The 17,631-nt window shown below is 70.7% G+C and carries 15 protein-coding genes; 8 read left to right on the forward strand and 7 right to left on the reverse strand.

From position 1 onward, the window contains the following. Positions 1-276 precede the first annotated feature (276 nt). The 3 genes from ACMCNK_RS01450 to ACMCNK_RS01460 all read left to right on the forward strand — a co-directional run bounded on the left by ACMCNK_RS01450 (position 277) and on the right by ACMCNK_RS01460 (position 4,426). On the forward strand, positions 277-687 hold the full coding sequence (locus ACMCNK_RS01450; protein ID WP_412734543.1) for a hypothetical protein: 411 nt from the start codon (positions 277-279) through the stop codon (positions 685-687). Positions 688-1,070: 383 nt separating this feature from the next. Further along, positions 1,071-3,248 (forward strand): ATP-binding protein, encoded by a 2,178-nt coding sequence (locus tag ACMCNK_RS01455; protein WP_412740732.1) that lies wholly within the window; start codon positions 1,071-1,073, stop codon positions 3,246-3,248. Continuing rightward, entirely contained in the window at positions 3,245-4,426 is a 1,182-nt protein-coding gene (locus ACMCNK_RS01460; protein WP_412734544.1) for an HDOD domain-containing protein, read from the forward strand. The genes ACMCNK_RS01455 and ACMCNK_RS01460 overlap by 4 nt, the downstream gene beginning before the upstream one ends. On the opposite strand, the gene ACMCNK_RS01465 is transcribed toward ACMCNK_RS01460, so the two are convergent. Both ACMCNK_RS01465 and ACMCNK_RS01470 read right to left on the reverse strand, forming a co-directional pair. Next, the gene (locus ACMCNK_RS01465; RefSeq protein ID WP_412734545.1) at positions 4,386-5,582 is read right to left on the reverse strand and encodes an HD domain-containing phosphohydrolase; all 1,197 of its coding nucleotides are present in this window, start codon (positions 5,580-5,582) and stop codon (positions 4,386-4,388) included. The genes ACMCNK_RS01460 and ACMCNK_RS01465 overlap by 41 nt on opposite strands. A 75-nt stretch (positions 5,583-5,657) precedes the next feature. Further along, on the reverse strand, positions 5,658-6,776 hold the full coding sequence (locus tag ACMCNK_RS01470) for a peptidoglycan-binding domain-containing protein (RefSeq protein WP_412734546.1): 1,119 nt from the start codon (positions 6,774-6,776) through the stop codon (positions 5,658-5,660). Positions 6,777-7,039: 263 nt separating this feature from the next. Here ACMCNK_RS01470 and ACMCNK_RS01475 point away from each other — a divergent pair, with 263 nt between their 5' ends. Further along, positions 7,040-7,891 carry an SGNH/GDSL hydrolase family protein gene (locus tag ACMCNK_RS01475; RefSeq protein ID WP_412734547.1) on the forward strand — a complete coding sequence of 284 codons (852 nt, stop codon included), beginning with the start codon at positions 7,040-7,042 and terminating at the stop codon, positions 7,889-7,891. A 58-nt stretch (positions 7,892-7,949) separates the two neighbouring features. Next, on the forward strand, positions 7,950-8,738 hold the full coding sequence (locus ACMCNK_RS01480) for a maleylpyruvate isomerase N-terminal domain-containing protein (RefSeq protein ID WP_412734548.1): 789 nt from the start codon (positions 7,950-7,952) through the stop codon (positions 8,736-8,738). Positions 8,739-8,759: 21 nt separating this feature from the next. Here ACMCNK_RS01480 and ACMCNK_RS01485 read toward each other — a convergent pair whose 3' ends face one another. Then, the gene (locus ACMCNK_RS01485; RefSeq protein WP_412734549.1) at positions 8,760-9,284 is read right to left on the reverse strand and encodes a DUF4352 domain-containing protein; all 525 of its coding nucleotides are present in this window, start codon (positions 9,282-9,284) and stop codon (positions 8,760-8,762) included. Between ACMCNK_RS01485 and ACMCNK_RS01490 the strand changes: the two genes are divergently transcribed. Then, positions 9,274-9,570, forward strand: coding sequence for a hypothetical protein (locus tag ACMCNK_RS01490; RefSeq protein WP_412734550.1), 297 nt, complete (start codon positions 9,274-9,276; stop codon positions 9,568-9,570). The genes ACMCNK_RS01485 and ACMCNK_RS01490 overlap by 11 nt on opposite strands. Before the next feature lie 111 nt (positions 9,571-9,681). Here ACMCNK_RS01490 and ACMCNK_RS01495 read toward each other — a convergent pair whose 3' ends face one another. The 4 genes from ACMCNK_RS01495 to ACMCNK_RS01510 all read right to left on the reverse strand — a co-directional run bounded on the left by ACMCNK_RS01495 (position 9,682) and on the right by ACMCNK_RS01510 (position 14,850). Further along, a complete protein-coding gene (locus tag ACMCNK_RS01495) occupies positions 9,682-10,890 on the reverse strand; it encodes a hypothetical protein (RefSeq protein WP_412734551.1) in 1,209 nt (402 codons plus the stop codon). Between the two features lie 70 nt (positions 10,891-10,960). Further along, on the reverse strand, positions 10,961-12,019 hold the full coding sequence (locus tag ACMCNK_RS01500) for a cation diffusion facilitator family transporter (protein ID WP_412734552.1): 1,059 nt from the start codon (positions 12,017-12,019) through the stop codon (positions 10,961-10,963). 67 nt (positions 12,020-12,086) lie between these two features. Further along, on the reverse strand, positions 12,087-13,490 hold the full coding sequence (zwf, locus tag ACMCNK_RS01505) for a glucose-6-phosphate dehydrogenase (protein ID WP_412734553.1): 1,404 nt from the start codon (positions 13,488-13,490) through the stop codon (positions 12,087-12,089). A 34-nt stretch (positions 13,491-13,524) separates the two neighbouring features. Continuing rightward, positions 13,525-14,850: an NAD(P)/FAD-dependent oxidoreductase gene (locus tag ACMCNK_RS01510; RefSeq protein WP_412734554.1), complete on the reverse strand. Its 1,326-nt coding sequence runs from the start codon at positions 14,848-14,850 to the stop codon at positions 13,525-13,527. A gap of 277 nt (positions 14,851-15,127) precedes the next feature. Between ACMCNK_RS01510 and ACMCNK_RS01515 the strand changes: the two genes are divergently transcribed. Both ACMCNK_RS01515 and ACMCNK_RS01520 read left to right on the forward strand, forming a co-directional pair. Continuing rightward, a complete protein-coding gene (locus tag ACMCNK_RS01515) occupies positions 15,128-16,558 on the forward strand; it encodes a cytochrome ubiquinol oxidase subunit I (RefSeq protein ID WP_412734555.1) in 1,431 nt (476 codons plus the stop codon). Further along, positions 16,555-17,628 (forward strand): cytochrome d ubiquinol oxidase subunit II, encoded by a 1,074-nt coding sequence (locus ACMCNK_RS01520; RefSeq protein WP_412734556.1) that lies wholly within the window; start codon positions 16,555-16,557, stop codon positions 17,626-17,628. The genes ACMCNK_RS01515 and ACMCNK_RS01520 overlap by 4 nt, the downstream gene beginning before the upstream one ends. The last annotated feature ends 3 nt before the right edge of the window (positions 17,629-17,631 follow it).

A 17,631-nucleotide genomic window follows, 5' to 3' on the forward strand; every position in this document is an offset into this window, starting at 1 on the left:
GGCGGAACCTGCGGACGGTGCCGAAGCCGGTGAACGCCGCCGCGGGTCGTGACGACTCTGCCGATGTCCCAGGGTCTGCATAGGAGAGTGGGCTGGTTCCGGCGGCGTACGCACAACTGCGTATCCCGGTTCGCCCCGGCCCCGCCATACATTGATCTCGCCGCATTTCCTATGACCGGATGCGGTTCGCCGGCAGTCATACCGGCGACATCGAGAGGGAGAATGTTGATGCGAAAGTTGTCCGCGAGGGCAGGTCTCGTGCTGGCCGGGAGTGTCGTGGCGACGCTCGCCGCCGCACCCGCGGCGCAGGCGTCCACCACACATGTCGTTTCGGCGGCCCAGGCGAGCGGCTGCGAAGTCGTGATCACCTCGGTGAAGGCCCTGGAGCTTCAGGAGACGGTGAACGACGAGACCTACTTGAAGGTTGGCGACGAATCCACCAAGGCGGTCAAGTTCGTCGAAGGACAGACGCACAGCGGCTCGGCCTTTACCCCCGCCGCCGCGATCAGGGAGTACATCCCGTTCGGCGGTAACGTGCGCATCCAGGTTTGGGAGTACGACAAGAAGGACGACCCCGACGAGCTGATCGGCACGACGTACGCCTATTGCACACCCGGCTCGTACCATGCAGAACTCAAGGGCAACGGAGCCGACTACCTCGTCAAATTCGACGTGACCCGCGCGTAGTTGAGGCGGCGGACGCCGGGCATCCTGACAGGGCGCCCGGCGTCCGCGCGATCGGGTCACCCTACAGATTGCACTGCTCAGTGCCGTCCGGCGTGCTCGACATGCCTCCGCCCTGGGCGGGTGCGCCAGTGGTCCATCACAGGCGTGCCGTCGTCCCGCCCACGTCTTTCCCGGCACGACGGAGTGAGCCGGCGCCGTGTGCGAGGTCTGGTGGCTGTTGTCCCGTGTTTCCGGTTTCGGGCCACGACCGCCGGGCCGAGTCCGGACAAGTCGGTGCCCGCATGGCGGCGCCTTCCTGCCACGACGCCGGAGAATGTCTGCGACCATGACGAGGTACACCATGGGCCGGTGAGCCCTGGGCCGGTAGGTGCCCGGAGGTGGCGATGGCAAGTGCGGCGCTGCCGGTGCGGCGCTGGCTTCGCAGTGCTGACACGATGCTGGGGCAGGTTCGCACGCTCTACCTCGGCATCGTTCTCGCCTTGCCCCTGTTCGGCCTCTGGCACATGTTCGCGGCACCCGTCGTGCCGGCGCTGGCGGGTGAGGCCGCCGGTCTGCTGCTCGTCGGCTGGCTGTATCTGGGCTATCGGCGGGGGCGTTTCCCCGCGTGGAGCTGGGTCGGCGAGGGCGCCTGCGTCTGTCTGGCAGCCGGGACCAGCGGCTACGGCGTCCTCATCGGTCTGTCTCTCGCCTGGATCGGTTTCCGGTCTCTCTACGGGCCCTTGCCCGAGAAGTCTCTCGCCGCGGTCGTGCTCTGTGCGCTCATGGGTTTCGGCGTCCTGGTCCTCGATGTGCCCCTCGGCTATGCCCTTCCGCTGCTGTTCGCGCTTCTGCTCCTGCTCGCGATCAACCACCTGCTGGCGTCCATCTGCCGCATCCGGGACGGCATTTCGCACCGTACGCGCATCGTGGCGTCGGCCGGCACCGGCCTTGTCGCCGCGACGACCCGGGCCGACGCGATGGAGGTGACGCTGCAGGCTGCACTCGGCATGCACCGCGCTGTGGGCTCCGCGCTCATTCTCACCATCCTCGGGCGGTCGTTGCGTGTCGTCGCTGCGGGCGGCCGGGTGGGTGCGGAGGTGCGGGGCAGGGTCACCAAGCTTTCCGGGATGCCCGCGCAGGCGAGGGATGCGCTGCGGCCGGGCGGATATGCCGGCGTCACCGGTGCGGCCGCTGCCGCGGCCTGCGAGGCGCTGCAGATGCCCGCGCATCCGGGCCTGGTGATCGCGCCCCTGACCGCACACGGGGATGTCTTCGGCGCACTCGTGCTCGTGCTCGACCGGAGTCCGGACGACGATCTGCGACAGATGCTGACCACCCTGGCGGACTGGACGGCTCTCACCCTCGACCAGCTGCTGATCCGCTCGCGGCTCAGCATCGTCGTCGACAACTCGCCGGATGCGCTGATCCTCGCGCGGGAGGACGGCAACATCCGCTTCGTCAATCCGGCGGCGGCCGCACTTCTCGGCTGCGCCCCGGGCGATCTGCTCGGTCTCAACCTCTTCTCGCTGGTGCACGGCGACGACGTGGCCGCGTTGCGCGACGTCCAGCCGGCGGCGACGCCCGTCGTGCCGTGCCGGATCCACGGCCCCCACGACCTCGGATGGGCGAACGTCGAGGCCCAGGTGAAGCCCGTGATCGAGCACGACGGGTCACGCAGTCTCGTCTTCACTGCGCGGGACGTGTCCGAGCAGCACCGGCTGGAGCTGGAACTGCGGCACGCGCAGAAACTCGAGTCGGTCGGGCGGCTCGCCGCCGGCATCGCGCACGAGATCAACACCCCGATCCAGTTCGTCGGGGACAACGTACGTTTCCTCCAGACGGCTTTCGCGGACCTGGACCGGCTGTGTGCCGTCTACCGCGACCTGGCCGCCGTGGTACCGGATCCCGCCGAGGCGGCGACCGCGGTGCGCAAGGCCGAGGACGTGGCCGCCGACATCGATGTCGAGTTCCTGATGGAGGAGGTGCCGACCGCCATCACGCAGACGCTCGACGGCGTCGACCGGGTGGCGAACATCGTGCGGGCGATGAAGGCGTTCGGCCATCCCGGCATGGAGGTGAAGGCCAGGTCGGACCTGAACGAGGCGATCCGCAACACCCTTGTCGTCGCGGCCAACGAGATCAAGTACGTCGCCGACGTCGAGGTCGACTACGGGGACCTGCCGCTCGTGTACTGCCATCTCGGCGACATCAATCAGGTCGTACTGAATCTCGTGGTCAACGCGGCCCACGCGATCACCGCGGCACAGCGTGGCCGGGGCACGATCCGGGTGCGCACCCGCCTCGACGGCGGGTACGCCGTCATCGAGGTCGCCGACACCGGCACGGGGGTGGCGCCGGAGATCGCCGACAAGATCTTCGACCACTTCTTCACGACCAAGGACGTGGGCGTCGGGACCGGCCAGGGGCTGGCCCTCGTGCGTACGCTGGTGACCGACCGGCACGGCGGGACGATCGACTTCACCAGCGAGGTGGGGGAGGGAACGGTCTTCACGGTACGGCTGCCGGTCGCCGGCAACGACGATCCCAGTGAGCACGGTGACCGGGTGGAGGCGGCGGTGTGACCGCGCGGCCGTGCATCCTTTTCGTCGACGACGAACCGCGTATCCTCGCCGGTCTGCGCCGCATGCTGCGCGTGCACCGCGACCGCTGGGACATGTGCTTCGCCGACGGCGGCGAAGAGGCGTTGGCGGCAATGCAGGAACGCCCGTGCGATGTGATCGTCTCCGATTACCGGATGCCGGGCATGGACGGTGCGCAGCTGCTGGAACGGGTTCGGGACCGGTATCCGCGAACGGCCCGGGTGATCCTCTCGGGCCAGACCGACGAGGCCAATCTGCCCAGGATCATGGCGCTGGCCCACGAGTTCCTCACCAAGCCGAGCACACCGGAGCAGCTGACCGCCGCGATCGAGCGCCTCATCGGCGGCGGTGACCGGGCCGGCATCCAGGCGTTGCCCAGCCCGCCTGCGGTGCTGGTCGAACTGATCCACGCCCTGCAGTCCGACGACGCGTCGGCCCGGTCCGTCGGCGACGTCATCGAGGGCGACCCCGCCGCCTCGGCCAAGGTGTTGCAACTGGTGAACTCGTCCGGCTACGCGATCGGCCGCCGGGTCAGCGACGTCGGCCAGGCCGTGGCGATGCTCGGCGTGCACACGGTGCGCGGCCTGGTGATGATGCACGACCTGATCCGTACGTTCGACGTCTCCGGGGATCTGCCCGTCACCTGGATGGACGCGCTCACGATGCATTCGGTGGAGACGTCCCGGCTGTGCCGGATGATGGCTGCGGGCACCGACTGGGAGAACCCCGCGGCCACCGCCGGACTGCTGCATGAGGTGGGGCAGTTGGTCCTCGCGTCGTCGCGGCCACGGGAGTTCGCCAGAACGCTGAAGGTGTGGCGGGAATCCGCCACGGAGGAACGCGAGGACACTTCGCTGTGCGCGGCCGAGGCGGCGATCCTCGACGCGTGTCACACCGACATCGGGGCCGACCTGTTGCGTTACTGGGGCCTGCCGGATCCGGTGGTGGACGCGGTGCTCGGTCATGCGGCCACCGAGCAGCTTGCCGCCGCCGTGGACCCGCGCACCGCCGTCGCGCTGGCGCACCGGGTGGTGGAGGCAGATCTGGGCCCGGTCTGCGGCATGCTCGGCGGTGCGGAGGTCGACGAGGAGGCGCTCGACGAGAGGGCTCGCGCGGCGGTCAGCCGTTGGCGGTGGGAACGCTCGCGGACCCCGCGCTGACGTCGCCCGCGTCCCGTACGGTCAGCGGTTCCCGGACACCGTCTTCCAACGTAGCCATGTTCTCCAGGCGCGCGATGAGGCCGACCGTGATCTCCTGGCCGGCGTCGACCAACGTGTCGCCCGACCCGCTGACCACGGCCGCGGCCAGCACCATGCCGGGCTTCAGCTCTGCGATGGCGACGTCGCGGGTCGCCGCGGACGCCGGTTCCGGGGTGCCCCCCAGGGCGGCCAGCATGGCGGGATCGTAGTACCGGGCGTTGTCCCGCAACTCGCCGACTGCGTCCGCCGGTGACAGCCCCCGGGTCAGCAACGCGTCGTGGTCCACCAGCAGCCGCAGCAACCGCGCACCGAAGGGGATCCGGGCGCCCACCACGCCGTCGCGCGGCAGCCCGGAACCGTCGAATCCCTTGCGGGAGCTGCGGATCGCGTCGACCACCGGGTCCATCCGGGGAATCGGGGAGATCAGCTTCTCGGCGACCGCGGGCAGTTGATCCACCATGCCCTGCTCCGCCTGGTCCAGCTGGGCACCGCTGTTGAGCTTGTCGGCCACGTTGGGGGGCAGGGACACGACGCCCAGCTGTGACATCTCGACGGCCAGCTCGACCGCCCAGCGGTCCTCCACCTCCATCTGGTCCAGAATCGTGGCCGCCACTTGACGCATCCGCGTCGCGCGGCCGAACGCGGCCGGGCTGACGAGCGACAGGACATCGGTCAACGCCTTGACGCTGCCCCGCAACGTACGTTCCAGCAGCTCCTTCTCCGCGGTGACCAGGCGGTGCTGCGCCACGCACTCGCGCAAGGTGGTGATCATGTCTTCGGAGTCGACCGGCTTGAGCAACATGCGGTAGACCTGCCCCTGGTTCACGGCCTCGGCGGCGTCGGCGAGGCTGGTGTGCCCGGTGAGCAGCACCCGCGTGCTCGTCGGCGCGGCCTTCGCTGCGGCAGCCAGGAACTCGGCGCCGTTGATGCCGGGCATCAGGAAGTCGGAGACGATCACCTCGAACGGCTGGCCCGGCTTGAGCGCGAACAGCCCGTTCGCGGCGCCTACCGCGGTTTCGACCTCGAAATTGCGGCGTAGCTGCCGCCGAAGCCCGTCGAGAATGTGGGGCTCGTCGTCGACCAACAGGATCCGGGGTCTGTCGACAGCACTCGTCATCTGGCCCCCCGGGGTGTGGATCACCCGAATATACCTGATAACGGTCCTTTGGGGCGCAGGCTTGAGCGCACCGGGTCAGCCGCCGGACGGCGTCGCGCTCGCTTGCGGGCTGCCCGACTGGGCCAGCGCCCGTTCCGCAGCCGCGATGGTGGCCGCGTCCACCTGCCCCGTCGGCGCGACGCCGAGATCCTTCTGGAACGACTTGAGCGCCTCGGTCAGCGCCGGAGTCCATACCCCGTCGACCGGACCCGTCCAATGCCCGGCCAGCTTCAGCGTCTGCTGTACCGCCGCCGTGGAGGCGGTCGCCTGGTCGGCGGCTTCGCTGCCCTTGGCTGCCAGCTCGGCTTGCAACGCGGCAGTGGTGGCCTTGTCCATCGCGCCGGTCACCGGCAGACCTTTCTTCTGCTGAAGGGCCTTCACGGCATCGACGGTCGACGGGCCGTACACGCCGTCCACCTCGCCCTTGTAGTACCCCGCGTCGGCGAGCGACTTCTGCAGCGCCGTGGTGTAGTCACGCACCGCGGCCTCAGCCTTCTCCTGCTGCTCGCCGGTCAGGCAGCCGGCCTGCGCGAACAGCGTCAGCCACGACATCTCCAGCGCCACCGCAGCGGCGTTGAACTGCTCGGCCGCCTGGGCCAGCGGCGTCTGGTCGGTGATGCCCTGCTGCGCCGCGGTGAAATCGGCGTCGGCCTGTTTCACCCGGTTCACGGTGGCGGCGGGCACGGTGGGTGACGAATGTGAGGCAGACGCAGAGCCGGCCGGCACCGACGGCGAGCCGGACAGTCTCGCGAGCGCTGACTGGGCTTCGGTGAGGTCCTTCTCCGCGGTCGCCACCTGGTCCTTGGCGGCCGTCACAGCCTCGGCGCTCGCCACGACGTCGGTCCGCGGATCGGTCAGGTCGGCCCCGGCGTTCTTCACGTCACCCACGGTCGGCGCCGTGCTGTGGAGGACGTCTCCGTAACGGTCCAGCGCGGTCAGATACGTCGCGGTGGAGGTGCAGAACGCGGTCGTCTTGGCGGTCAGGTCGGACCGGGCCTCATCGAGCGCCTTCTGTTTCTCCGCGACCTCGGATTCGGCCCGGCGTTTCGCCACGTCGCCGTTCCCGCCGCCTCCGCCGCACCCAGCGACCGCGGCCGCGACCAGCGCGGCCAGCAGGGCGGGGCCGACGCGCCGGCGGCGTTCAGCGACGGCCATGGCGGCGGGGGAGCGCGGCCGTGTCCGCCCCGGTGGGCACGCGGCCCCACATGAGTACGCCCGTCATGCGGTCCAGCGTCGGCGTACGCGGGCGGGGCGGGATCACCCAGGGTGGATGAAACGGGCGACAATTTAGCCCGAAAAGTGGGTACTCCCACGCACATTGGCGACATGTGCCATCCAGCGAACTACGCTTGCGGGAACACAGGCCGGCCACAGCGGGTCCACGGTTGGCCCTCAGAAGATCAGGGCAACGTTTCGACATGGTTGCACACTCCCCGCGCGTCGGCCGCGCGACCGGGCTCACGGCCGCCGGTCTCCTCGTGGCCGCTTCGATGCTGCTCGTCTTCGGCCCACACGCAGCCCCGGCGTTGGTCCGGTCGGACGCCACGTGGCACGCCGGGGAGCAGCCCCCGTCACCGGCCACACCGTCGCCGCCGTCCGGCTCATATCGGGTGATCGGTCTGGGTGACTCGGTGCCGGCCGGCGCCGCGTGCGACTGCACCCCGTACGTTTCGCTCGTGGGCACCCACGAGGCCGCGCGCAAGAACATGACCGCGACCGTCGCCAACCTCGCCGAGAACGGCCTGACCACCTCGGGCCTGCTCACCCAGCTCAACGACCCGGACGTGGGCCGCGAGGTCGCCGCCGCGGATCTGGTCATCATCACGGTCGGCGCGAACGACTTCGACACCGACTCGGTCGCCGACGAGGCCTGCAGCGGCCCCGGCCTCGACTGCTTCCAGCCGGCCCTGAAACAACAAGCTCCGCAGCTCAGCGCCGTGTTCGGCAAGGTGAACGAGCTCCTCGACGGCCGGTCGGCGACGGTCGTGGTGACGGGCTACTGGAACGTCTTCCTCGACGGCGACGTGGCGGCCGACCTCGGCGCCGACTACGTACACAACAGCACCTCGCTCACGCTCGCCGAGAACGCCCAGATCGCCGCCAGCGCCCAAGGCCTGGGCGCCACGTACGTCGACATCTACGCCCCTTTCAAAGGCGCTTCCGGTACGGACGACGACACCTCGCTGCTGGCCGACGACGGTGACCATCCCAACGCCACCGGCCACCACAAGATCGCCGATGCGATGGAGGCCGTACTCGCCACGGCCTGACCGCGCCACGCCCGCCCGGTTGTCTGCGCCCGCGGCCGACGAGACCTAGGTTTGACGCATGACGACACTTGCCGGCCGCACGATCACGGCCCTGCGCCACGAGCACGACGCCCTGGCGGGCACGGTCCCCGCGCTGTCCGCCGCGCAACTCACCGGCGCATCCGGCGCCGCCAAGTGGACCATCGCCGATGTCCTCTCACACCTGGGCAGCGGCGCCGAGATCACCCACGCGGCGCTGAAGGCGGGGCTGGGCGAGGCGGAACCGCCCGCGCAGGACTTCAACCAGGGCGTCTGGGACCGGTGGAACGCGCTGAGCCCCTCCGACCAGGCCGCTGGATGCCTGCGTTCCGACAACGCACTGGTCACGGCGCTCGAAGCGGTGCCGGAGGGACGCCACGACGACCTCGAGGTCTCGGTCGGCTTCCTGCCCGACCCGCTTCCGCTCGCGGCGTTCGCCGCCCTGCGGCTCAGCGAGGTGGCCCAGCACAGCTGGGACGCCCGCGTCGGCATCGACCCGGCGGCGGCCCTGAGCGCCGAGTCCGCCGGGCTGCTCGCCGAGCACCTCAGCGGCAGCCTCGGCTTCCTGCTCGGCTTCATCGGCAAAGCGGAGGCGGCCCCCGAGCACGCCGTCGTCGACATCACCGGCACGCCATACCGCATCGCCCTCGACGACGGGGCCCGGCTCACGACGGAGAATCTGCCGACCACGGCCACGTTCGCCGGGCCGCTGGAATCCGCGCTGCGCCTCATCTACGGCCGGCTCGGCCCCGAGCACACCCCGGCAGGCCTTGCGGTGACCGGGAACATCTCGCTCGACCAGCTACGCGCGGTCTTCCCCGGCTTCTGACCGCGCTCGCCCCGACGGCTCCTACGAGCCGAACTTCACCCTGACCTTGGGCCCGTTGAAGGTGCCGTCGGCAATCTGCAGGTACGCGAGACTCGTGTCGGCCGGCACGTCGAACACCAGAAGCTGATCGACTGTCTTCCCTGGATCGATCGGCTCGCTGAGAGCGTCTTTCCCCTTGTTGACGTAACGCTCCGCGGTCGAGTTCCGGTCGAGCCGGCGTTCCGTCGGGCTCGTGGCCTCCAGGCTCCAGGTCCGATACGTGTCGGTCTTCTCGCCGACGTTCTTCACCGAGAAGGACACCACGCAGAACTTGCCCTTGGCCTTCTCGGTCTCGCTGTCGTCGTACGAGGTCGCCGGATCATCGGGCTGGGTGATCGTCTGCTTGGTGCAGTCGACGCTGCGAACCGTCGCGTCGAACGACTCGACCCGCGCCGCAGTCCCCACGTTCACCTCGTCCACCCCGCCGAACGCACCGAACAGTGTGGACCAGAGATTCGGCACCACGAGGACACCGACCACCGCGAGAATCCCCACCGTGAAGATCAACACCACCACCCTCTGGCGGCGGACCACCATCGGCGTCTGCGTGAACGTACGGGAGGTGCTGATCGTGATGGCCGGCATGGCAGCGCCACCCGTGCTGAACGGCCAGCCGGCCGCGGAGGGCTGCGACGCGGGGAGGGGGACCTCCCGCCGGCAGTATCCACATCGCATGACACCGGCGTCCTGGTCGACCTCCATCCCGGCTCCGCAGGACGGGCAGGTGGACGACACGGGCGCGGACGGCGCCGGGCCGGTCATCGGGGCATCAGCAGCGATGTGCCGGCGATGAATGCGCCGCGAATCCCATCCAGCATTGCCATACCGACCTACCCCGACATCTCCGAGCCGGCCGGTGTTCGGCCCGCGTCAACGGACCGGATGATATCAACCGTGATCAACGTCAGTGCTTGCCGTCGGGGTCGCAGTACTCGACCTCGTCGGTGTTCCGGAACGGGCCGAGGATGATGCCCCGCCGGAACGGCATCCCCTGGGGCATGTCGTCGGCGGCAGCCTCCATGGTGAACTGCTGCACGACCTTGAGCGCACGCCCGCCGATGGTCACCGGCCGGCGCACCTCGTACAGCGCCGACCAGGGGCACTCGTAGTAGCAGGTGCCGTTCTTCCTGGCTCGCACCGGAGCCACGTCACCGGCGGCGAGCGCGGTGTCGATCTCCGCTTTGAGCGTCAGCGTGGCAGCCGGATCCGGATCCCACTCCCACATCTCCGTGATCGCCTGCACCGCCCGCGGGTCGCGCTGCCACTGCCCCAGGGTGGCCGGGTCGGTCAGGCACCACGGGTCGAACCGCGCCCCGCCCGGCAGCGTGGCGATGTCCGGGCGAACGGGCGGGCGCAACGCCCGGTAGTTGTCGAGCAGTTGCGGCATGGCGGCCAGCTGTCCGGCGTGGAACCACAGCTCCAGCGCGTGCTTGAGGTTGTTCTCGATCAGCTCGTGCAGCGAGGGGTGGTGGCGCTGCGTACGCAATCCGATCGCGTAGTCGGTGGCGGCGGCCGCCTCCGCGGCCAACTGCTTGAGCTGATTGACCGCCGCGCGCCGGTTCTCCGGTACGCCCGCCTTCTCCAGCGCGAACACCGTCACGTCGACGTGTTCGCGGACCGGCGGAATCGCGGCCAGCAGGGCGGCCAGGTGCTCGGGCGGGCACGGCTCCACCTCGGCCCACGCCGGCAGACCGGCCGGCAACGTGAGCTCGCGGCTGATGTCGTAGTCCGGGTTCGCCCTTGCCTGGCGGGCACGCGACACCCAGCTCTCGACCGCGGCGAACCACCGCGACGTCTGGTCGTAGGTGACCGGTGGCACGAAACCCACCGTGCCGGGCTTGGCGGCGTAGTCGGCGTCGAGCAGCGTCTCGCCGAGCGTCTGCAACACGAACGCGTTCCACGCGGCCAGATTCTGGCTGCCGGCCGACGCGGGTGCGGCCCACAAGGACGACCCGGTGGCTGCCATCTCACTGCGGACCTTCTCCGCGGCCATCAGTTCGCCGTACGCGACCCGTCCGGCGGCCCGCATCGCCTCCAGCAGAGCCGCGTCGCGCTCCCCGCCGAGCGACGCCCGCATCTTCGTCATCAACGTGGGGCGCAGCGGGTCGGCCATCAAGTCCTCCGTCGGTATATCGATGCGGCGTTCACGATAGCGAGGGCCCGCATGGGGGGCCGGTGCTCCGCTACGCCGTACCGGCGCCGGCCGGCCGGTATCGCTCGCCGTGGGAGTCGCCGCAGTGCCCGCGCGGATCGGCCGGGTCGACCTCGTAGCCCGTCGACCGGGCCGGGTCGGTGTCGGCGTGATCGACCTGCAGCGTGCTGTGCGTGATCCGGTAGTCGCGGCGCAGCAGCCGCTCGATGCTGTCGCGGACGGCGTGGCAGTCCAGCCCTTCCGCCACCAGCACGTGCGCCGACAGTGCCGGCTGTCCCGAGGTGATCTGCCAGACGTGCAGGTCGTGCACCTCGACGACGCCCGGCACCTCGCTCAGCCGGGCACCCAGTTCCGGCGGGTCGATGCCGCTGGGCGCAGCCTCCAGGAAGATCTTTCCCGACTCGCGGACCAGGCCGATGCCGGCCTTCACCATCAGCACCACCACGATCAGCGTCGCGATCGGGTCGGCCCGGGTGAACCCGGTCAGCAGCATGACGGCACCCGCGACCGCGGTCGCGATGAACGCGAACAGGTCGTTCACAATGTGCTGGAATGCGCCCTCGACGTTGAGGCTGGACCGGTTGGCGCGGCTGATCGCCCACGCTGCCGCCAGGTTGAAGGCGATGCCGGCCAGCGCCGTGACCAGCACCAGCCCGCCGGCGACCGCGGGCGGATCGATCAGCCGCTGGACCGCCTCGGCGCCCAGCCACACGGCCAGGATCAGCATGGTGAGCCCGTTCGCCTGCGCGGAGAGGATCTCCGCCCGCTTCAGGCCGAACGTGAAACCGCCCTTCGGCGGGCGCGCGGCCAGTCGCATGGCGACCAGCGCCAGCACGATCGACCCGGCGTCGGTGAGCATGTGCGCCGCGTCGGACAGCAGCGCGAGCGACCGGGCGGCCAGGCCGACCACGACCTCGCCGACCATGAATACGCCGATGAGTCCCAGCGCCAGGCTCAGCCACCGGCGGTCCGCATCGGCGGACACCCCGTGGCTGTGCCCGCCATGTCCGTGCCCGGCGTGACCGTGGCCGTGCGGATCGTGACCGTGGCCGTGCCCGTCATGCCCGTGGTCGTCGTGTCGGTGGTCCATGCCGTCGCGCCTCCCCGCTGCGTGCCACAGCGGACCGTACGCTATCGGCGGCGCGAGCGCGGGACGGTCACCACGGGGCGCGCCACCCGCCGTGCCCGGCCACGAGCGCGTCGGCGCCGGCCGGTCCCCAGGTGCCCGGCGCGTACGGCTGCACCGCGGGCGGCACGGTGATGAGCGGCTGCACAATCCGCCACGTCTCCTCCACGCCGTCCTGCCGCTGGAACCGGGTGCTGTTGCCCAGCAGCGCGGCGTGCAGCAGGACCTCGTACGGCGTCGGCCCCTCACCGCCCTCCTCGGCGAAGCCCATGTCCAAGGTGATGGACTCCGCCCCCGGGGCGTCCGAACGGTGCGCCTGCAACCGGAACCGGATGCCGGTGAACGGATCGAGCTTGATGACCAGTTCGTCCGGGTCGGGATTGTGGAAGCCGGGCAGCCGCAGGCCGAGCCGCGGCGGCCGGCGGAAGATCAGCCGGAACTCGGTCTGGGTCACTGGCATCCGCTTGCCCGTACGCAGGAAGAACGGCACCCCCGACCAGCGCCAGTTGTCAATCTCCAGCCGCAGCGCCGTGTACGTCTCCGTCGTCGAGTCGGGGGCGACCCCGGGGATGCTGCGGTACCCGTCGTACTGGCCGCGTACGCACTGCGCAGGGTCGGCGTCCAGGACCGCACGCCACAGCGCCACCTGCGCGTTCTTGACGATGTCGGGTTCGTGGCCGGCCGGCGCTTCCATCGCGCCGGCGGCGACGACCTGCATGAGGTGGTTGACGACGACGTCGCGCAGCGCCCCCACCGGGTCGTAGAAGTGTCCGCGATCCTCGACCCCGAAACTCTCCAGCATGGTGATGTGGACACACTCGATGTAGTTGCGGTTCCACACCGGCTCCAACATCGCGTTCGCGAAGCGGAAGAACACCAGCTCCTCAAGCCCCATCTTCCCGAGGAAATGGTCGATCCGGTACAGCTGAGACTCGTCGATGTACTGGTGGATCTCCTCGGCCAGCCCGATCGCCGAAGCGAGGTCGTGGCCGAACGGCTTCTCCACCACCACCCGCCCCGAGCGCACCAGCCCCGCCCTGGCCAGCCCCTCGGCGACCCGCCCGAACAGGAACGGCGGTATCTCCAGATAGAACACGGGGACCGCGGCGCTGCCGATCGCGTCCGCCACCCGCTGATACGTGGCAGGATCGCCGAAGTCGCCACTCAGATACGACATCCGGCCCGTGAGCCGGCCGAACGTGTCCTCCTCCACCTTCTCCCCGGCGCCCTCGATCGCCGCCCGGGCGTGCGCGACGAGATCGTCCTGGCTCCACCCGTCGACCGCGACGCCGACGATCGGGCAGTCGAGCAGGCCGCGCAGCTCCAGCCGGTACAGCGAACGGAACGTCATCACCTTGGCGAGGTCGCCGCTGATGCCGAAGATGACCAGGACGTCGGCGCGCTGCGGCGCGCTCCTGCGAGGTACGGGTGCCATAGCTCTGCTCCGGCGGTCTGGCGGCGCGGCCCGGTCAGCCGGCGCTGCGGCGGATTCGCGGTTCGTCAATCGTCGACGGGTCGAGCAGCGCCGCCGAGCGGTGCGCGGGGCGCAGGTAGAAGTCGTCCGCCCAGCTGACGAACGCGTTCAGCTCGGCACCCGCGTTGGCCAGCAATTGCGCGTGCACCCCGAGCCAGGCGGCGAACGCCAGCCGTCCGTTCAGCTCGTGGCGGTGCGGTCCGATCTCCGCGACTGCGGCCTTGCGGCCGATCATCGCCATGATGCCCTTGTCCTTGTACCGGAACGGTTGCCGGCCGGCGCCCTCGATGTCGGCGATGATGTTCCCGGCGGCCCAGTCGCCGGTCTGCTGGGCCACACTGCCCAGCTGGGGGAGGGCGGTGCCGTCGCCGTTCGGGACGTTCGCGACGTCGCCGAGCGCGTACACCGCGGGGAACCCGGGCACGGTCAGGTCGGGGTGCACGTCGATGCGGCCGCCGTGGCCCTGCGGCAGACCCGACCGGAACGCCAGCGGCGCGGCCATCTCGCCGCCGCCCCACACCACGAGACGGCTGGGGATGCGCGTGCCGTCGCCGAGCGTGACGCCGCGGTCGGTCACCTCCCGGACGGACACCCCCAGGCGTACGTCGATGCCGCGGCGGTGCAGCTGCCTGGCGGCGTACGTGTGGGCCTCGTCGGAGAACGCGGTGAGCAGCATGTGCGCGAGGTCGACCAGCACCACCTTCGCGCCCGCGACGGCCAGATGCGGGTACACGTGCGGCATCACCTCGTGCACCAGCTCGGCGACCGCGCCCGCGGTCTCTACGCCGGTCGGCCCGCCGCCGACCACCACGAACGTGAGCGCGCCCTCGTCGACCAGCTCCGGCTTCGCCGCGGCGTCGCGGAACAGTTCCAGCAGCCGGGTGCGGACCCGTTCGGCGTCGTCGAGGCTGTACAGCGGCAGGGCGTACGTATCCGCGCCGGGTGTGTGGAAGAAGTTCGGCTGCGCGCCGACGCCGAGGACCAGGACGTCGCCCTGGACGGTGCTGTCGTCGGCGAGTGTCACGGTGCGCTGCCGCGGATCGAGCGCGACCACCTCGGCCGTGCGCGCCTCGACGTTGCGATGCCGCGCGAACATCTCGGCCAGGTCGAACCGGATGTCGCGTGGGGCGAGCTCGGCGGTCGCGATCTGGTACAGCAGCGGCTGGAACTGGTGGTACCCCCGGCCGTCGAGGATCGTGACGTGGGCGCGGGGTTCACCGGCGAGCCGCCGGGCGCAGGCGACCCCGGCGAAGCCCGCGCCGACGATGACCACGCGGGTCGGCCCGTGTGCGGCGTCGGCGGACGTCGGCATCCGTGCCATGCGGTGGCTCCTTCCGGCTCGGAGCGTGGCGCGAGTGTTCCGGCCTTGGGCGTGGCGCGATGGTGTGCCGGTCGGACCCGGCGCGGCGTCATCCGCGGCGAGTGAGAGACGTGCGGCACGTGCACGGGTGCCGGACGGCGCAGGTGACCCGGCTCGACGAGGGGGCCTCGTTCCGATCGCAGGCCCGGCATCGGCGACCGCCGATTCATTCGCGCCGGATGGTATCCCCGGCGGCGCCCGCGACGACCGTGGGCGATGCACCAGGCCCCGTACCGTGGTGGAGGTCGACGATGGCAGCGGTAGGTACGTCGTGACCGGGGTGGCCCTGCTGGCGGAGCCGGCGCAACTGCTTCCGGCGCGCGAGCAGATGGCCCTGACGCTGATGTTCCACATCATCCTGGTGCCGCTGGGCGTGGCCCTGCCCACGATGATGCTGATCGCCAACTACAAGGGTCTGCGACGCAATGACCCGGTGGCGCTCACCCTGGCCCGGCGCTGGTCACACGCGGCCGGTCTGACGTTCGCCGTGGGCGCCGCGTCGGGCACCGTGCTGTCGTTCGAGATGGGTCTGTTGTGGCCCGGGCTCACCGGCCGGTTCGGCGAGGTGTTCGGGTTGCCGTTCGCGATCGAGGGCATCGCGTTCTTCCTCGAGGCGATCCTGGTGGCCGTCTACATATACGGGTGGCGGCGGATGCGGCCCTGGACGCACTTCTGGCTGGGCCTGCCGATCCCGTTCATCGCGCTCGCGGGGGCGTTCTCCATCATCTCCGCGAACGCGTGGATGAACATGCCCGCCGGGTTCACGCTCGGCCCCGACGGGCAGCTCACGAACATCGACCCGGGCGCAGCGATCCTGAACCGGGCCCTGCCGTACGAGCTGACCCACTTCGTGCTCGCCGCGTACATGGCGGCCGGGTTCACGGTGGCCTCCGTGTACGCGGTCGGCTGGCTGCGCGGCCGGCGCGACCGGTACCACCGGCTGGGGATCCTCATCCCGTTCACCGTCGCGGCCGTGCTCACCCCGGTGCAGTTCGTCGTCGGTGACCTGGCTGCGGTCGCCGTCTTCCACGACCAGCCGGCGAAGTTCGCCGCCATGGAGGTCGTCACCACCTCCGGCGGCCACCAGCCGGAAATCCTGTACGGGGTCTACGACAGCGCGACCAACACGGTGCGCGGCGGTGTGCGCATCGCCGGGCTGGACTCCTGGCTGGCCGGCGGCAGCGTCGACACGTACGTGCCGGGGCTCGACGGCGTCGCCGCCGCCGACCGGCCGTCGAACGTCACGATCGTGCACTGGGCGTTCGACACGATGGCCGGCATCGGCACCGTGCTGATCCCGCTGGCGCTCTGGTTCGGCGTCGCCTACTGGCGCCGGCGCGACGTGCCGCGGTCCCGGCTGTTCCTCTGGTGCGCCGCCGCAGCGGGGGCGCTCACGTACGTCGCTGTCGAGGCCGGCTGGATCGTGACCGAGGTGGGCCGCCAGCCGTGGATCGTCTACCAGGTGCTGCGGACGTCCGACGCGGTCACCCATGCCGACGGTGTGTGGGTCAGCTTCACGGTCGTGCTGGCGCTGTACCTCGTGCTCGGCATCGGCACGGTAGCCGTACTGCGGGCCATGTCGCGGCGCTGGCGGCACACCGACCGCACGATCGACGAGGACGCCGTGTACGGCCCGCGCCCGGCAGCCACCCCGGAGGCCGGGCGATGACCGCGGCCACCGCGGTCGCGGCCGTCCTGGTGCTCGCCATCACCGCGTACGCCTGCTCCGGGCTCGCCGACTACGGCGCCGGCTTCTGGGACCTGACCGCCGGTGGGCGCGTCCGCGGGCAGCGCCCCCGGGCGCTCATCGACACGGCCGTCACCCCGGTGTGGGAAGCCAACCACGTGTGGCTGATCTACGTGCTCGTGCTGTGCTGGACCGCGTTCGGCAGCACGTTCGCGTCCATCATGTCCACGCTGTTCATTCCGCTGGCGGTGGCCGCGCTCGGCATCGTGCTGCGCGCGGCCAGTTTCGCGATGCGCAAGGACGCGGCGCGGGCCCGGGTACGCCACGTCGCCGGGTGGCTGTTCGGCGTCGGGTCGCTGCTCACCCCGTTCTTCCTGGGCGCGACGCTCGGCGCGGTCGTCACCGGGCGGGTGCCGCCGGGCAACGCCGCCGGCGACGAGTTCACCAGCTGGCTGAACGTCACGTCGGTGCTGCTCGGACTGCTCGCCGTCGGGATCGGCGCGTTCGCCTCCGCGGTGTATCTGCTCGCCGAGACGCACCGGCGCGAGGTGTCCGAGCTGACCGGGTACTTCCGCGTCCGGGCGCTGTGCGCGGGGGCCGCCGGTGTGATGCTCGGCGCGGGCGCGCTGATCTCGTTGCGGGTCGACCAGCGGCAGATGTTCGACCGCGTGGTCGAGCGCGGATGGTGGCTGATCCTGCTGGGCCTGCTCGGGCTCGGCGCCGCGTTGCTGCTCGCCGTGCGCGGCACGGTACGCGGGCTGCGGCTCGTGGCCGCGGCGGGCATTGCCGCCCTGGTGTGGACGTGGGCGGTGGCGCAGTACCCGTACCTGTTGCCGTTCGGGCTGACGATCAGCGCGGGCGCGGCGGCGACCGCGACTCTGCACTGGGTGCTCGCCTGGTTCGGGGTGGCGCTGCTGCTGGTCGTGCCGGCGCTGTCCCTGTTGTACGTGCTCGACCAGCGCAGCGTCCTGGGTGAGGATCCGACGACCTCGCGCGACGGCCACGACACCGGTACGTCCGCGGGGCCGGTCCCGCATCACCGGCTGAGCTGATCC

It is taken from the genome of Krasilnikovia sp. MM14-A1259 (genome assembly GCF_047159535.1).
GTDB lineage: Bacteria > Actinomycetota > Actinomycetes > Mycobacteriales > Micromonosporaceae > Actinoplanes.

What these genes read in the sequence shown, in the direction of transcription:
- ACMCNK_RS01455 (WP_412740732.1), top strand. Translation starts at nt 1,071, where the DNA reads ATGGCAAGTGCGGCGCTGCCGGTGCGGCGCTGGCTTCGCAGTGCTGAC.
- ACMCNK_RS01465 (WP_412734545.1), bottom strand. Translation starts at nt 5,582, where the DNA reads ATGACGAGTGCTGTCGACAGACCCCGGATCCTGTTGGTCGACGACGAG.
- ACMCNK_RS01470 (WP_412734546.1), bottom strand. Translation starts at nt 6,776, where the DNA reads ATGGCCGTCGCTGAACGCCGCCGGCGCGTCGGCCCCGCCCTGCTGGCC.
- ACMCNK_RS01475 (WP_412734547.1), top strand. Translation starts at nt 7,040, where the DNA reads ATGGTTGCACACTCCCCGCGCGTCGGCCGCGCGACCGGGCTCACGGCC.
- ACMCNK_RS01480 (WP_412734548.1), top strand. Translation starts at nt 7,950, where the DNA reads ATGACGACACTTGCCGGCCGCACGATCACGGCCCTGCGCCACGAGCAC.
- ACMCNK_RS01495 (WP_412734551.1), bottom strand. Translation starts at nt 10,890, where the DNA reads ATGGCCGACCCGCTGCGCCCCACGTTGATGACGAAGATGCGGGCGTCG.
- ACMCNK_RS01500 (WP_412734552.1), bottom strand. Translation starts at nt 12,019, where the DNA reads ATGGACCACCGACACGACGACCACGGGCATGACGGGCACGGCCACGGT.
- zwf (WP_412734553.1), bottom strand. Translation starts at nt 13,490, where the DNA reads ATGGCACCCGTACCTCGCAGGAGCGCGCCGCAGCGCGCCGACGTCCTG.
- ACMCNK_RS01510 (WP_412734554.1), bottom strand. Translation starts at nt 14,850, where the DNA reads ATGGCACGGATGCCGACGTCCGCCGACGCCGCACACGGGCCGACCCGC.
- ACMCNK_RS01520 (WP_412734556.1), top strand. Translation starts at nt 16,555, where the DNA reads ATGACCGCGGCCACCGCGGTCGCGGCCGTCCTGGTGCTCGCCATCACC.